Consider the following 15,689-nt stretch of genomic DNA (forward strand, 5'->3'; position numbering starts at 1 on the left):
TCTGAAAATATATGGGATATCATACGTTTAACGCCATCAAGATCGGCCTGGCCTCGCCCGACCTGATCCGCGAGTGGTCGTATGGTGAAGTCAAAAAACCCGAAACCATTAACTACCGCACGCTCAAGCCGGAAAAGGACGGCCTGTTCTGCGAGCGCATCTTTGGCCCCACGAAGGATTGGGAGTGCCACTGCGGCAAATATAAGAAAGTCCGCTTCAAGGGAAAGATCTGCGACAAATGCGGCGTCGAGGTCACGCGCGCCAAGGTCCGCCGCGAGCGCATGGGCCATATTGAGCTGGCCGCGCCCGTCTCGCACATCTGGTACTTCAAGGGCATCCCGTCCCGCATGGGTCTGATCCTGGATATCAGCCCGCGCGTGCTGGAAAAGGTCCTGTACTTTGCCAACTATATTGTGATCGATCCGGGCGATACCCCGCTGATGAAAAAGCAGATCCTAAACGAGGCGGAGTACCGCGACATGCGCGAAAAGTATGAGGACGATTTCCGCGCCGGCATGGGCGCGGAGGCGATCAAGGAACTGCTGCAGGAGCTGGATCTCGACCAGCTCTCCAAGGAGCTGACCGCGGAACTGCGCGAATCCTCCGGACAGAAACGCCTGCGCATCATCAAGCGTCTGGAGGTCGTAGAGTCGTTCCGGCTGTCTCACAACCGTCCGGAATGGATGATCATGGACGTGGTTCCGGTCATCCCGCCGGAGATCCGCCCTATGGTGCAGCTCGACGGCGGCCGCTTCGCGACCTCGGACCTCAACGACCTGTACCGCCGCGTCATCAACCGCAACAACCGCTTAAAGCGCCTGCTGGAGCTGGGCGCGCCCGATATCATCGTGCGCAATGAGAAGCGCATGCTTCAGGAGGCGGTGGATGCGCTGATCGACAATGGCCGCCGCGGCCGGCCGGTCACTGGCCCGAACAACCGTGCGCTCAAGAGCCTGTCCGACATGCTCAAGGGCAAGCAGGGCCGCTTCCGCCAGAACCTGCTCGGCAAGCGCGTCGACTACTCCGGCCGTTCGGTTATCGTTGTCGGTCCGGATCTGAAGATTTACCAGTGCGGCCTGCCCAAAGAGATGGCGCTTGAGCTGTTCAAGCCGTTTGTAATGAAAAAGCTGGTGGAGGACGGAACGGCGTCCAATATCAAATCCGCCAAGAAGATGGTCGAGCGCGCCAAGCCCGAGGTTTGGGATGTGCTCGCCGGTATCATCAAGGGTCACCCGGTCATGCTCAACCGCGCGCCGACGCTGCACCGCTTGGGCATCCAGGCGTTCGAGCCGGTGCTGGTCGAGGGCCGCGCCATCCGTCTGCATCCGCTCGTCTGTACGGCGTTCAACGCGGACTTTGATGGCGACCAGATGGCGGTGCATGTGCCGCTGTCCGCAGAAGCGCAGGCCGAGGCGCGCCTTCTTATGTTGTCCGCCAACAACCTTCTCAAGCCGCAGGACGGCAAGCCGGTCACCGTACCGTCGCAGGATATGGTGCTGGGCTCCTATTACCTGACCATCGACCGCGATACCGAGCCGGGTACCGGCAAGGTGTTCCGCGACGCCGATGAAGCGCTGATGGCTTATGCGGAGGGCGTTGTCGGCATCCACGCGCCGATCAAGGTGCGCGTGACCAAGGAGATCAACGGCAAGATGGAGAGCCGCATTGTGGACGCGACGCCGGGCCGCCTGATCTTCAACGAGCGCATTCCGCAGGACCTCGGCTTTGTCGACCGCTCGGATCCGGACAAGAAATTCGATCTGGAGATCATGTTCACCTGCGGCAAAAAAGAGCTGGGCAAGATCATTGACAAGTGCATCCATGTGCATGGCTTCAATGTAACGGCCGAGGTTCTCGACTCAATCAAGGCGATGGGCTACAAATATTCGACCAAGGGCGCGCTGACCGTTGCGGTGGCCGATATGCTGGTGCCGGACGACAAGGCGACCCTGATCCATGAATCCGAGCAGCAGGTCGCCAAGATCGATAAAAAATACAAGCGCGGTTTTATCACGGACGACGAGCGCTACCGCCTGACGGTCGCCGAGTGGGAATCCACGACCAAAAAGGTTACCGCCAAGCTGCAGGAAAACATGCGCGAGCAGCGCTTCAACCCGATCCACATGATGGCCGATTCTGGCGCGCGTGGTTCGATCAACCAGATCCGCCAGCTCGCCGGTATGCGCGGCCTGATGGCGTCCACCTCGGGTAAGACGATTGAGATTCCGATCAAGTCCAACTTCCGCGAGGGTCTCTCGGTTTTGGAATACTTCATTTCTGCGCGCGGCGCGCGTAAAGGTCTGGCAGATACCGCGCTGCGTACTGCGGACTCCGGTTACCTGACCCGCCGCCTGGTAGACGTTTCCCAGGACGTGATCATCCGTGAGGAGGACTGCGGCGCGGCCAAGGGCATCTGGGTAGAGGATATTAAGGAAGGCAATCAGGTCATCGAGCCGCTGCGCGAGCGTCTGCTCGGCCGGTATCCGGTCGACGATATCTGCGATCCGGCAACAGGCGCGTTGATCGTACCCAAGAGCAAGATGATGAACGATGCGGACGCGGACGCGATCATCGCGGCCGGTATCACCCGCGTACAGATCCGCTCGGTCCTCGAATGCCGCGCGCGCAAGGGTGTCTGCTCGCACTGCTATGGCATGAATCTGGCGATGGGTACGCCGGTCGGCAAGGGCGAGGCGGTCGGCATCATCGCCGCGCAGTCCATCGGCGAGCCGGGTACCCAGCTCACCATGCGTACGTTCCACACCGGCGGCGTTGCCGGCTCGGATATCACGCAGGGTCTTCCGCGTGTTGAAGAGCTGTTCGAGGCACGCAAGCCCAAGAAGGCCGCAACCCTTGCGGAGATCAGCGGCGTCATCACCATTGAGGAGTCCAAGCGCACCACGGTCAAGACAGTCAACATCGTCAATTCGGAAACAGGCGATATGCGTTCTTACCAGCTCGCGTCGTCTTCCGGCATCCGTGTGACCGATGGGCAGGAGGTCGAGCAGGGCTTCCAGCTCAACGAAGGTTCGCTCAACCCGCATGATATCCTGCGCATCCTCGATCCGCGTGCAGTGCATGACTATGAGATCAAGGAAGTGCAGAAGGTTTACCGCCAGCAGGGCGTTGATATCAACGACAAGCATATCGAAGTCATCGTGCGTCAGATGATGCGCAAGGTGCGCGTCGAGGACGCGGGCGACGCAGAGGTGCTGCCCGGCTCGGTAATGGATCTGCTTGAGTTTGAGGACTATAACCAGAAGGTGCAGGACCGTATCGACGCGGGCGAGGAGGGTCTCCGCCTGGCGGTGGCCGAGCCGACGCTCATGGGTATTACCAAGGCGTCGCTGGCGACCGACTCCTGGATGTCCGCCGCGTCGTTCCAGGAAACAACCCGCGTGCTGACCGACGCCGCGATCAAGGGCAAGGTAGACCCGCTGATGGGCCTGAAAGAAAACGTCATCATCGGCAAGCTGATTCCGGCAGGCTCCGGCATGACCGAATACTGCGACGGACATTACGAGCAGACGGTCGATCTCGGCTGAATCGGAAAAGTATAAATTCTGCAAAACAGGGGAATGCTGAAAGGCGTTCCCTTGTTTTTACGGTCAGTGGCGCATTTTTTCGCTGTAAACGATGTAGCAAACGCATATTATGGCAGAAATGGTGAAAAATCTCTGTAAAAGTGCTTGACTTCATGCCGGAAAGCAATTATACTAATGAAGTATGCCGTATAGGAGGGTTAGTATGCTTTCAGAACTTCGCACGGCGCACAAGGTCATCGGTGTGAAGCAGTCGAAAAAGGCGATTCGGGACGGCGCGGCGGCTGAGGTCTATGTTGCGCTGGACGCGGAAAAACGCGTGGTAGGTCCCATTTACGAGCTTTGCAGCGAGACGGATACCAGGATCACGGAAATCACCACCATGGCGGAGCTGGGGGACGCGGCGGGCATCGATGTCGGTGCTGCGGTCGTCACAGTCCTGCGCTGATGCTGTTTGATGGAATACGCGCGGCGCGCGTTTTTCATAAATACTTTTGAAAGAAGGAGGAAATAAAATGCCAACTTTTAACCAACTCGTCCGTAAGGGGCGCGAGGCAGTCGTTTACAAATCTACGGCGCCGGCTCTTCAGGTAGGCTATAACTCTCAGAAGAAGAAAGCCACCGACCAGTCTGCTCCGCAGAAGCGTGGCGTCTGCACGACGGTTAAAACCATGACGCCGAAGAAGCCGAACTCCGCGCTTCGTAAGGTTGCTCGTGTCAAGCTGACCAACCAGATGGAAGTTTCCGCTTACATCCCGGGCGAAGGTCACAACCTGCAGGAGCACTCTGTCGTTATGGTTCGCGGCGGCCGTGTAAAGGACCTTCCCGGCGTCCGCTACCACATCATCCGCGGCACGCTGGATACCCAGGGCGTAGCAAACCGCCGTCAGGCTCGTTCCAAGTACGGCGCTAAGCGTCCGAAGGCAGGCAAGTAAGCTGCCGACCCACACGTTTTGCGAGAAAAGTTAAAGTTTTTTCAGCAAAGCACTCTCATGCTTTGTCTGAGGCGTTTTATATCCGATTGCATATACGGGTGTATTACCTCGGACAGGCATTACAACGGCTTGCCCTATGTGCTGAGCCGGAGTACCTATGAAATCAAATATTTTTGAAGGAGGGAAGCAAAGTGCCAAGAAGAGGTAATGTCCCGAAGAGAGACGTTCTACCCGATCCGCTTTACAACTCTAAGCTTGTCACCAAGCTGGTCAACTCGATCATGCTGGACGGCAAGAAAGGCGTTTCGCAGAAGGTCGTTTATGGTGCTTTTGATATCGTCCGTGAGAAAACCGGACGTGAACCGCTGGAGGTCTTTACGGAAGCGATGGAGAACATCATGCCGTCGCTCGAAGTTAAGGCCCGTCGTGTAGGCGGCGCCACCTATCAGGTGCCGATGGAAGTCCGTCCGGAGCGTCGTCAGACCCTGGGCCTGCGCTGGATTACCAAGTATGCCCGCGCCCGCAGCGAGAAGACTATGCGCGAGCGCCTGGCCGGCGAGATCATGGACGCGTGCAACAATCTGGGCGGCGCTGTGAAGAAGCGTGAGGATACGCACAAGATGGCGGAAGCGAACAAGGCATTCGCGCACTACCGCTATTAATCTGCGATCCGTTTTACGCTTTGAAAGGAGAGCAATATGCCTAGAGAATATTCCCTGGAAAGAACCAGAAATATCGGCATCATGGCGCACATCGACGCCGGTAAAACCACTACCACCGAGCGTATTCTGTACTACACCGGTGTAAACCACAAGATCGGCGATACCCACGACGGTACCGCTACGATGGACTGGATGGAACAGGAGCAGGAGCGCGGCATCACCATCACCTCTGCCGCAACCACCTGCCACTGGTCGGGCTCCCAGCATCAGTTTCCGGAGCACCGTATCAACATCATCGACACCCCGGGCCACGTTGACTTCACCATCGAGGTGCAGCGCTCTCTGCGCGTACTGGACGGTTCGGTCACTGTTTTCTGCGCCAAGGGCGGCGTTGAGCCTCAGTCCGAAACGGTTTGGCATCAGGCTGATGATTATAAGGTGCCGCGTATGGCGTTCGTCAACAAGATGGACATCATGGGTGCCGACTTCTTCAATGTTGTCAGCATGATGAGGGACCGACTCAAGTGCAACGCAGTGCCGATCCAGCTTCCGATCGGCGTAGAGGAGACGTTCCGCGGCATCATCGACCTGGTGACCATGCGTGCGGAGGTTTACTATGACGATCTTGGCAAGGATGTCCGCGACGAGGAAATTCCGGCCGATATGATGGATCAGGCGCAGGAGTATCACGACGCGCTGTGGGAAGCCGCTGCCGAGCTTGACGAGGATCTCATGATGAAGTACCTCGAGGGCGAGGAGATCTCCGCTGCGGAGGTCAAGGCTGCAATCCGCAAGGGTACCATTGGCAATCAGATCATTCCCGTTCTGTGCGGCACCGCATACCGCAACAAAGGCGTCCAGATGCTGCTTGACGCGGTTATCGACTATATGCCGGCGCCGACCGACATCGAGGATATCAAGGGCGTCAACCCCAAGACTGGCGAGGATGATTCCCGTCCGTCCTCCGATGAGGCGCCGTTCTCTGCGCTGGCGTTCAAAATTGCGACCGACCCGTTCGTCGGCCGACTGACGTTCTTCCGCGTTTACTCGGGTACGATCACTGCGGGTTCCTCGGTCCTCAATGCGACCAAGGACCAGCGCGAGCGCTTGGGCCGCATCCTGCAGATGCACGCAAACCACCGTCAGGATATCGATGTGGTTTATTCAGGCGATATCGCCGCGGGCATCGGCTTTAAGAATACCACCACGGGTGACACGCTCTGCGACGAGAAGCACCCGATCATTCTGGAGTCCATGAACTTCCCAGAGCCGGTTATCCGCGTTGCGATCGAGCCTAAGACCAAGGCCGGTCAGGAGAAGATGGGTATTGCGCTGGCAAAGCTGGCGGAAGAGGACCCGACTTTCAAGACCTATACCGACGAGGAAACTGGTCAGACCATCATCGCCGGCATGGGCGAGCTGCACCTCGAGATCATCGTCGACCGCCTGCTGCGCGAGTTCAAGGTAGAGGCGAATGTCGGCGAGCCGCAGGTTGCTTACAAGGAAACCATCCGCCGCTCTGCGGACGTAGATCAGAAGTATGCGCGTCAGTCTGGCGGTAAGGGCCAGTACGGCCATGTCAAGATCATTGTTGAACCGAACGAGTCCGGTAAGGGCTACGAGTTCATCAACAAGATCGTCGGCGGTGCGATTCCAAAGGAATATATCGAGCCTGTCAACCAGGGTATCCAGGGTGCGATGCAGGCCGGTATCTTGGCGGGTTATCCGGTAGTCGACGTCAAGGTTACCCTGTATGACGGATCCTACCACGAGGTTGACTCCTCTGAAATGGCGTTCAAGATTGCCGGCTCCATGGCGTTCAAGGAAGCGATGAAGAAGGCGGATCCGGTTCTGATGGAGCCTATCATGCAGGTTGACGTTATGGTGCCGGAGGATTATATGGGCGATGTCATCGGCGGCCTGAATGCCCGCCGCGGCCAGATTCAGGGTATGGAGCCGCGCGGCGGTGTGCAGGCGATTTCCGCTGCCGTTCCGCTGAGCGAGATGTTCGGCTATGCGACCGCGCTGCGTTCGAGCACGCAGGGTCGTGGCCAATACACCATGCAGCCCAGCCATTACACGGAAGTACCCAAGAGCATCCAGGAAAAGATTATGGACACCCGTAACAAAGACAACTAAAAACTATTGCATTTTTCTGTGATTTGCAGTAGAATAAACTCACCATGACTATGAATTCAATTTACGAGGAGGATATCCACAATGGCAAAGGAAAAATTTGACCGCTCCCTGCCGCACGTTAACATCGGTACCATCGGCCACGTTGACCATGGCAAGACCACGCTGACCGCGGCGATCACCAAGGTTCTGGCTCTCGAGGGCGAGGCTGAGTATCAGGCGTACGACTCCATCGACAAGGCGCCGGAGGAGAAGGAGCGCGGTATTACGATCAATACCGCTCACGTTGAGTACCATACCAAGAACCGCCACTATGCGCACGTTGACTGCCCGGGCCACGCCGACTACGTTAAGAACATGATCACCGGCGCTGCTCAGATGGACGGCGCGATCCTGGTTGTTTCTTCTGCTGACGGCCCGATGCCGCAGACCCGTGAGCATATCCTGCTTGCTCGTCAGGTAGGCGTTCCGTATATCGTTGTATTCATGAACAAGGTTGACCAGGTTGACGACGAGGAGCTGCTCGATCTCGTTGAGATGGAGATCCGCGATCTGCTGTCCTCCTATGAGTTCCCGGGCGACGACATTCCGGTAATCCGCGGTTCCGCGCTGGGCGTTCTGACCTCTGACTCCACTGATCCGAACGCGCCGGAGTACGCTTGCATCCGCGAGCTGATGGATGCTGTTGACTCCTATATCCCGACGCCGGACCGTGCGGCTGACAAGCCGTTCATCATGCCGGTTGAGGACGTATTCTCCATCACTGGCCGTGGTACGGTTGCTACCGGCCGTGTCGAGCGTGGCCAGCTGAAGATGGGCGAGGAAGTTGAGATCGTCGGCCTGATGGACGCGCCGCGCAAGACCGTTGTTACCGGCATCGAGATGTTCCGTAAGCTGCTGGACTACGCTGAGGCTGGCGACAACATCGGCGCGCTGCTCCGCGGCATCCAGAAGACCGAGATTGAGCGCGGCCAGGTTTTGGCGAAGCCGGGTTCCATTCATCCGCACACCAAGTTCCACGGTCAGGTTTACGTCCTGAAGAAGGAAGAGGGCGGCCGTCATACTCCGTTCTTCAACAACTACCGTCCCCAGTTCTACTTCCGCACCACTGACGTTACCGGCGTTATCGCTCTGCCGGAGGGCGTTGAGATGTGCATGCCGGGCGACAATGTTGAGATGGACGTTGAGCTGATCACCCCGATCGCGATCGAGGAAGGTCTTCGTTTCGCTATCCGTGAGGGTGGCCGTACGGTTGGTTCGGGCGTTGTTACCAAGATCAACGCCGACTAATTGGCAATCATTAAACTCCCATGCTTCGCATGGGAGTTTTTTCTTGTCTAAAGCGTGCGGGCGTGCGACACAATAGCTGTGAGGAGGGATGCTTGATGAAAAACGAGCATGAGGTTTCTGCCCAGCAGCTGGAATCCGCAAAAAAGAATATTGAATGGATGGAGCGGAGCAAACCGAGCGTTGCGGCGCGCAGCAGCGAACATGAGATCAGTAACTGTCACCGCCAGAAAGACGTTCAGACGCAGGGGGAGGCGCTGCCGCCGCATGAGCGGAACTGCGGACGGGCGCATCCGATGCGCGGCACGAACAGCGAGGATCTGACCGAGTGGTGCATTGAGCACGAGACGTAAAGGGCAAACGGACGGTGCGGGGGCTGCGGACGCGAAGCCTGCAGCCCCCGTTGTGTGGCGGTATTTTACTTTTTTGCCGACTTGTGATACAATTAATATAACGCCGCGTAACATGAAGCCCGCCCGCGGCATAGGCTGAAAGCAGGAGGGGAAAACCATGTCTGTTTTCTGGCAATCTGTGCTGGCGGTATTTGCTGCGGTAGGGTTTTATACCGTTTTGCACACCGTGTATGAAATCGTTTTTGTACGTATGCTGCGGCTGCACGGCTCGGCGGAGCTGACGCTGTACGGGGATGGCTGCGACGCGTCGAGCGAGCAGCTGATCCGGACCGCCCTGCGGATCCGTAAGCAGTATCTGCCCAGCATGTCTATCACATTCGTCGAGATCGGCAGCGGACAGGGCCAAAATGTGGCGAAGCATATGGCGGCGCGGCAGGACATGATGTATTTGGAATGACACGGAAGTAGAGGAACATATCGGGTGGACGAAAGAGAATACGTATTGATACGCGGCACGGTGGAACAGATCGTTTTCTATAATCAGGAAAACGGTTACGCCGTGCTGCGCCTTGCGTCCGAAGAGGGGGCGGAGGTAACGGCGACCGGCACGTTCCCCAATATCGGACCCGGGGAACAGGTAATCCTGACCGGTTATTGGGTTACACATCCCTCCTATGGAGAGCAGTTCGCCACAGAAGCGTTTGAGCGGCGTCTGCCATCGTCCGTGCGCGGCATCGCCGAATACTTGGGTTCCGGACTGATTCGCGGTGTGGGGCAGCGCCTGGCGGCGCGGATTGCGGAGCGCTTTGGGGAAGATACCTTTGACGTTCTGACACATGCTCCCGACCGCCTGACTGAGATCAGGGGGATTACGGAAAAGAAAGCGCGGGAAATCGGCAGGCAGTTTATCGAGCAAAGCGAAATGCGCCTGCTGATGGATTTTTTGAGCGAGCATAACCTGCCGGTATCGCTGACGCCGCTGCTGTATAAGCGGTTGCATGACAGTGCGATCGACGCGTTGTGTGAGAACCCATATCTGCTGTGCGATCCGTATTATGATGTTGAATTCCGTATCGCAGACGGGCTGGCAATGGAGCTGGGGCTGTCGTTGCTGTCGGACGAACGGGCAGACGCGGGCGTGCTGTATACCCTGACGTTTAACCTGGATAACGGGCATACGTTCATACCGATGGAAAAGCTGACCCATACGGTCTGCGTGCTGCTGTCGGATGAGGATGTGGAGTTTGATGAGGCGCGGGCGCTGGAGAGCATCCTGCGGCTGAGCGAGCGCGGGAAACTGGTGCGGGAACAGATTGCGGGCAGGGACGCGGTCTATCTGCGCAGCATCCATGATGCTGAAGCCTATCTCGCAGAGATGCTGGGCGGTATGGCGGAGCGCTGCTTTTTGTATGACTTTGACGTGGACGAGCTGCTCGGCGCGCTGATGGAGGGCAGTGAATTTCCCTATTCGGAAAAGCAGAAGCAGGCCATTTCCGTGGCGGCGCGCAGCGGGCTTGTGATCCTGACCGGCGGGCCGGGTACGGGCAAAACGACCACCGTGCGCGGCATCCTGCAGGTTTTTGAGGCATTGGGACTGCACACGCTGCTCGCGGCCCCAACCGGACGGGCGGCCAAACGCTTATCCGATCTGACCGGTATAGAGGCCAGAACCATCCACCGGCTGCTGGAAGCCGGCTTTGCCGCCGGAGGGCGCACCGCCTTTGCGCATAACCTGACGAATCCGTTGGAATGCGACGCGGTGATTCTGGACGAGGTATCCATGGTGGATATCACGCTGATGCAGGCGTTGGTCGAGGCGCTGCCGCATGGGGCGCGGCTGGTGCTGGTGGGTGACGCGGACCAGCTCCCGCCGGTGGGACCGGGGAATTTCCTGCGGGATATGATCGGCTCACACCGTGTTCCGACAATTGGGCTGACCGAGATTTTCCGGCAGGCGCAGAAATCCGATATCGTGATGAATGCGCATGCGGTCAATGCGGGCCGAATGCCGGTTCCATCCGGCGCGGACGGAGACTTCTTCTTTCTCAAGCGCTCCGAGCCGTCCGCGGTGATCGAAACGGTCGCGCAGCTTTGCGCGTCGCGCTTGCCGAAGCATTACGGCTTTACCCCTGCGCAGATTCAGGTGTTGTCGCCCGCCAAGCGGCAGGGGAGCGGCACGGTGGCGCTCAACCGGCGCTTACAGGAAGCTCTCAATCCACCTGCGGAAAGCAAGTTGGAAAAGCGCTTCGGGGACTGGATATTCCGCGAGGGGGATCGGGTGATGCAGGTGCGCAACAATTACGACATCGTATGGGAGCGTCGGGAGGACGAGGAGCAGGGGACCGGCATATTCAACGGCGATGTTGGGGAAATACTACAGATATTCCCGCAGCAGGAATGCATGGTCATCCGGTTTGACGACCGCATCGCAACCTACACCTATGATATGCTGGGCGAGCTGGAACTGGCGTATGCGGTCACGGTACACAAGTCGCAGGGCAGCGAGTTTGACGCGGTCGTACTGGCGCTGTCCGACGGGTTGCCGCGCCGCCTGCTGACGCGCAACATCCTTTATACCGCGATCACGCGCGCCAAGCAGCTTCTGGTGATCGTCGGCAGCGCGGATACAGTCGCTTATATGGTGGAAAACAACCAGAAAGGCAGGAGGTACAGCGCGCTCAAGGCGCGCCTGCGCGCGGAACCGACGCCGAATGCATCGGTTCTCGGATAAAACGCAGGGAAATGTTGTCGATTTGACAATATTTTCGCAAATAGCCTTGAAAACCGACCGGTGTATGGGGTATAATAAAAATACTGCAAATCGGCGGTAACAGAGCAAAAAGGATGAATGAAGATTATGGCTTCTTTTCTGGAAACATTAGCGAAAAAGTTTTCGCTTTTTTCGAGTGATATCGGCATTGACCTCGGCACGGCGACGGTTCTGGTCTACGTTAAGGGGAAGGGCGTGGTGCTGAACGAACCATCGGTTGTCGCGGTGGATAAGGTGTCGGGCAAGATCCTGTCCGTCGGCGCGGAGGCGCAGAAGATGCTGGGCCGCACACCGGGCAACATTATTGCCATCCGTCCGCTGCGCGAGGGCGTGATTTCAGACTATGAAATGACCGAGCGCATGATCAAGGAATTTATCCGCAAGGTGCAGGGCTTCCGCCTGTTTAAGCCCAACGTGGTGATTTGCGTGCCTTCGATCATCACGGAGGTCGAGGAACGCGCGGTGATCGATGCCGGCACCCAGGCGGGCGCAAAGCGTGTTTTCCTGATCGAGGAGCCGGTCGCGGCGGCGATTGGCGCGGGCATCGATATTGCAAAGCCCAACGGCAACATGGTGGTCGATATCGGCGGCGGTACGACCGATGTTGCGGTTATTTCGCTCGGCGGCATCGTGGAATCCACTTCGATCAAGATTGCGGGCGATAAGTTCGACGAAGCGATCGTCAAATATGTCCGCCGAAAGCACAACGCCCTGATCGGCGAGCGCACTGCGGAGCAGATCAAAAAGACCATCGGCTGTGTTTATCCGCGTACGGAAGAGGTATCGATGGAGGTCAAGGGGCGCTGCCTGATGACCGGCCTGCCGCGCACGTTCTCGGTCAACTCGACCGAGGTGCTGGACGCATTGGAGGAAGTCAGCGCGTCGATCGTCGAGGCGATCCACTGGGTCATCGAGCGGACGCCGCCTGAGCTGACCGGCGATATTTCGACCAACGGCATCGTGATGACCGGCGGCGGTTCGCTGATCTGGGGCTTCGACAAACTGGTCGCGTCCAAGACCGGCATCCCGACCCACATCGCGGATGAAGCGATTTCCTGTGTCGCTTACGGCACGGGCAACTGCTTGGAGAACCTGTCCGGCATGCAGGATGGAACGATGAACCTTTCGCGGCAGCGTCAGATGATGCAATAAACGGGCGCAAAGCCTGTGTCCATATGCTACGCAGCAGTATAGCGTTGCCGAGGCTTGCATCCAGTAAAGGCAAGGCAAAAAACACCCGCCATTGGACGGGTGTTTTTGATGGAGCGGTGCGGAGGCAGGTAGATGACAGAACAGCAAAAATATATGAAAGCAGCGCTCCGTCTCGCCCAAAAGGCGGCGGAGGAGGGCGAGGTGCCGGTGGGCGCGGTGGTTGTTTGCGAAGGGAAAATCGTCGGCCGCGGCCGGAACCGCAGGGAGACCAAAAAAAACGCGCTCCATCATGCGGAGATCGAGGCCATCGAAAAGGCGTGCAGAAAGCTGGGCGGCTGGCGGCTGCATAAATGCGACCTGTATGTTACGTTGGAGCCGTGTCCGATGTGCGCGGGCGCTATCATCAACGCGCGGATCAAAACGGTATATTACGGGGCGCCCGATCCGAAAGCCGGCTCATGCGGCACGCTGGTCGACCTGTTCGCGCTGCCGTATAACCACAGGCCGACGGTCGTTTCCGGCGTGATGGAGGAGGCGTGCGCAGCGATCCTCAGAGACTTTTTCCGCGCGCTGCGGGAAAAGCGCAGGCGGCTGCGATTTCAGGAGAAATCAGACGTCGCGGACGTTTGAAAATATAAAGATGTAAGTTTTATAAGGGGTATGTAGCAATGCAAAGAGAAAGATTGGGCTCACGCTTGGGCTTCATCCTGCTCTCGGCAGGGTGCGCCATCGGCGTGGGAAATGTATGGAAGTTTCCATGGATGGTAGGCCAGTACGGCGGCGGCGCGTTTGTCGTGTTTTATGTACTCTTCCTAATCATCCTGGGGCTGCCGATTATGACGATGGAATTTGCGGTGGGCCGCGCCAGTCAGAAAAGTCCGGTGCGCGCTTATCAGGCGCTGGAAAAGCCGGGGCAGAAATGGCATATCCACGGTTATCTGGCCATGATTGGCAACTACCTGCTGATGATGTTTTACACGACCGTGTGCGGATGGATGCTGCATTATTTCTATCTGACCGCTTCCGGACGGTTTGAAGGGGCGACGACCGAACAGGTGCAGGCAGTATTTCCCGAAATGCTTGGCCAGCCGCTTGTGATGGGGGGCTGGATGGTCGTTGTCGTCGTTGTGGGTTTCGCAATCAATTCGTTTGGACTGCAGAGCGGCTTGGAGCGTGTGACCAAGGTGATGATGCTCGCGCTGCTGGCGATCATGGTGATTCTGGCGGTGAACAGTATCCTGACGGAAGGCGCAGGCGAGGGACTGAAGTTCTACCTGATTCCGGACCTGAACCGGATGCAGGAAGCTGGCATTGTCAATGTCATTGTCGGCGCGATGAACCAGTCGTTCTTTACGCTGTCTCTGGGCATTGGCGCGATGGCGATTTTTGGAAGCTACGTTGGTAAGAGCCGCGCCCTGCTGGGTGAAGCGGTCAATGTGGCAATCCTGGATACATTTGTTGCGTTCACCGCGGGTCTGATTATTTTCCCAGCCTGCTTTGCGTTTGGCGTTTCGCCGGACAGCGGCCCGAACCTGATTTTCGTCACCCTGCCGAATATTTTCAATCATATGGCGATGGGCCGGCTGTGGGGCAGTCTGTTCTTTGTGTTCATGGCGTTTGCGGCGTTTTCCACGGTCTTGGCTGTTTTTGAAAACATCATCTCCTGCGGCATGGACCTGACCGGCGCTGGCCGGAAAAAGGTTGCAGGGGTGAACATCATCCTGATAATCCTGCTCTCGCTTCCCTGTGTGTTGGGCTATAACATCTGGTCGGGCTTCCAGCCGTTTGGCGAGGGGACCGCTGTGCTGGATCTGGAGGATTTCCTGGTTTCCAACATTTGGCTGCCATTGGGGTCGATCATATATCTGCTGTTCTGTACCAGCCGTTATGGCTGGGGCTGGAAAAACTTTAAGGAGGAGGCCAACGAGGGCGGCGGCTTTAAGGTGCGCGATGGGATACGTGTCTATGTCAGCTATATCCTGCCGCTGATTGTGCTGGTGATTTTCGTGCTGGGAATAAAGGACAAGATTTTGCTCCTGTTCTCTTGAAAACGGTGGTGCAGTATGATATAATAATTTTGCTGCACCAAATATGCCGGTGTGATGGAATTGGTAGACGTAGTGGACTCAAAATCCACCGCTGGCGACAGCGTACCGGTTCGAGTCCGGTCACCGGCACCATACTGTATTTTTTACAGGTTCATATTAAAAAACACTGCACGAAACGTGCGGTGTTTTTTAAGTATACAGGAAAACGCCGCGGCATCGGGAATAATTCGGACGAAGCGGTGCGGCGGGATGGAAAGGACGGGCGACGACAATGCACAATGAGCTGACCGCGCAGGATATTGCAATGATGCAGAAGGAGCTGGAGCACCGGAAGCTGGAACTGATGCCGGAGCTGATTGAGGAGGTCAAAAGGACGAGGGCGTTCGGGGACCTGAGCGAAAACTTTGAATATAAAGCGGCCAAGCAGGCGCAAAACCGCAACCGCAGCCGGATCCGCTATTTGGAGCGGATGATCAAATCCGCTCATATCATAGAAGACCGCGCGGGTGCGGATGAGATCGGGCTGTTCGATAAGGTGGAGCTGTACTTTGAGGAGGACGATGAAATCGAAACGATACAGGTCGTGACCACGGTTCGGTGCGACCCGCTGCAGGGGCGCGTCAGTCGGGAAGCACCCTTGGGCAAAGCGGTGCTCGGCAGAAAGGCGGGGGACCGCGTGAAAGTGGAAACCGATGACGGGGCGGCCTATACGGTCGTCATACGGTCCATCACGAAAGAGATGGACGATGGGAACGGCACGATCCTCTGAATGTGCTGCGCGGCATGGAATATCGGGCATCCGGT

The 15,689-nt window shown here is 57.5% G+C and carries 13 protein-coding genes and 1 tRNA gene; all 14 read left to right on the top strand.

Annotated features, from left to right (window positions below; genetic code table 11):
- Positions 1-11 precede the first annotated feature (11 nt).
- A complete protein-coding gene (gene rpoC, locus OCV66_RS00145; protein WP_054327686.1) occupies positions 12-3,545 on the top strand; it encodes a DNA-directed RNA polymerase subunit beta' in 3,534 nt (1,177 codons plus the stop codon).
- 202 nt (positions 3,546-3,747) lie between these two features.
- Complete coding sequence (locus OCV66_RS00150) at positions 3,748-3,990, top strand: ribosomal L7Ae/L30e/S12e/Gadd45 family protein (protein ID WP_054327685.1); 243 nt, start codon at positions 3,748-3,750, stop codon at positions 3,988-3,990.
- A gap of 67 nt (positions 3,991-4,057) precedes the next feature.
- Positions 4,058-4,477 (top strand): 30S ribosomal protein S12, encoded by a 420-nt coding sequence (rpsL, locus tag OCV66_RS00155; RefSeq protein WP_054327684.1) that lies wholly within the window; start codon positions 4,058-4,060, stop codon positions 4,475-4,477.
- 191 nt (positions 4,478-4,668) lie between these two features.
- Positions 4,669-5,139 carry a 30S ribosomal protein S7 gene (gene rpsG / locus OCV66_RS00160; protein ID WP_054327683.1) on the top strand — a complete coding sequence of 157 codons (471 nt, stop codon included), beginning with the start codon at positions 4,669-4,671 and terminating at the stop codon, positions 5,137-5,139.
- 36 nt (positions 5,140-5,175) lie between these two features.
- Complete coding sequence (gene fusA / locus OCV66_RS00165; protein ID WP_147573630.1) at positions 5,176-7,278, top strand: elongation factor G; 2,103 nt, start codon at positions 5,176-5,178, stop codon at positions 7,276-7,278.
- An 81-nt stretch (positions 7,279-7,359) separates the two neighbouring features.
- Entirely contained in the window at positions 7,360-8,565 is a 1,206-nt protein-coding gene (gene tuf / locus OCV66_RS00170; RefSeq protein ID WP_054327681.1) for an elongation factor Tu, read from the top strand.
- A 95-nt stretch (positions 8,566-8,660) separates the two neighbouring features.
- On the top strand, positions 8,661-8,915 hold the full coding sequence (locus OCV66_RS00175; RefSeq protein ID WP_054327680.1) for a hypothetical protein: 255 nt from the start codon (positions 8,661-8,663) through the stop codon (positions 8,913-8,915).
- A gap of 157 nt (positions 8,916-9,072) precedes the next feature.
- Positions 9,073-9,372 carry a hypothetical protein gene (locus tag OCV66_RS00180; protein ID WP_054327679.1) on the top strand — a complete coding sequence of 100 codons (300 nt, stop codon included), beginning with the start codon at positions 9,073-9,075 and terminating at the stop codon, positions 9,370-9,372.
- Between the two features lie 24 nt (positions 9,373-9,396).
- Positions 9,397-11,646, top strand: a complete 2,250-nt coding sequence (recD2, locus tag OCV66_RS00185; RefSeq protein ID WP_147573631.1) for an SF1B family DNA helicase RecD2 — start codon at positions 9,397-9,399, stop codon at positions 11,644-11,646.
- Between the two features lie 126 nt (positions 11,647-11,772).
- On the top strand, positions 11,773-12,837 hold the full coding sequence (gene mreB, locus OCV66_RS00190) for a rod shape-determining protein (RefSeq protein WP_054327675.1): 1,065 nt from the start codon (positions 11,773-11,775) through the stop codon (positions 12,835-12,837).
- A 132-nt stretch (positions 12,838-12,969) separates the two neighbouring features.
- Entirely contained in the window at positions 12,970-13,467 is a 498-nt protein-coding gene (gene tadA, locus OCV66_RS00195) for a tRNA adenosine(34) deaminase TadA (protein ID WP_107632058.1), read from the top strand.
- A gap of 38 nt (positions 13,468-13,505) precedes the next feature.
- The gene (locus OCV66_RS00200) at positions 13,506-14,885 is read left to right on the top strand and encodes a sodium-dependent transporter (RefSeq protein WP_054327674.1); all 1,380 of its coding nucleotides are present in this window, start codon (positions 13,506-13,508) and stop codon (positions 14,883-14,885) included.
- Between the two features lie 45 nt (positions 14,886-14,930).
- Positions 14,931-15,017 (top strand) — tRNA-Leu (locus OCV66_RS00205).
- A 139-nt stretch (positions 15,018-15,156) separates the two neighbouring features.
- Positions 15,157-15,654: a GreA/GreB family elongation factor gene (locus tag OCV66_RS00210; protein ID WP_054327673.1), complete on the top strand. Its 498-nt coding sequence runs from the start codon at positions 15,157-15,159 to the stop codon at positions 15,652-15,654.
- The last annotated feature ends 35 nt before the right edge of the window (positions 15,655-15,689 follow it).

The organism is Agathobaculum ammoniilyticum (genome assembly GCF_025567315.1).
In the GTDB taxonomy this organism is placed as follows: Bacteria; Bacillota; Clostridia; order Oscillospirales; family Butyricicoccaceae; genus Agathobaculum; species Agathobaculum ammoniilyticum.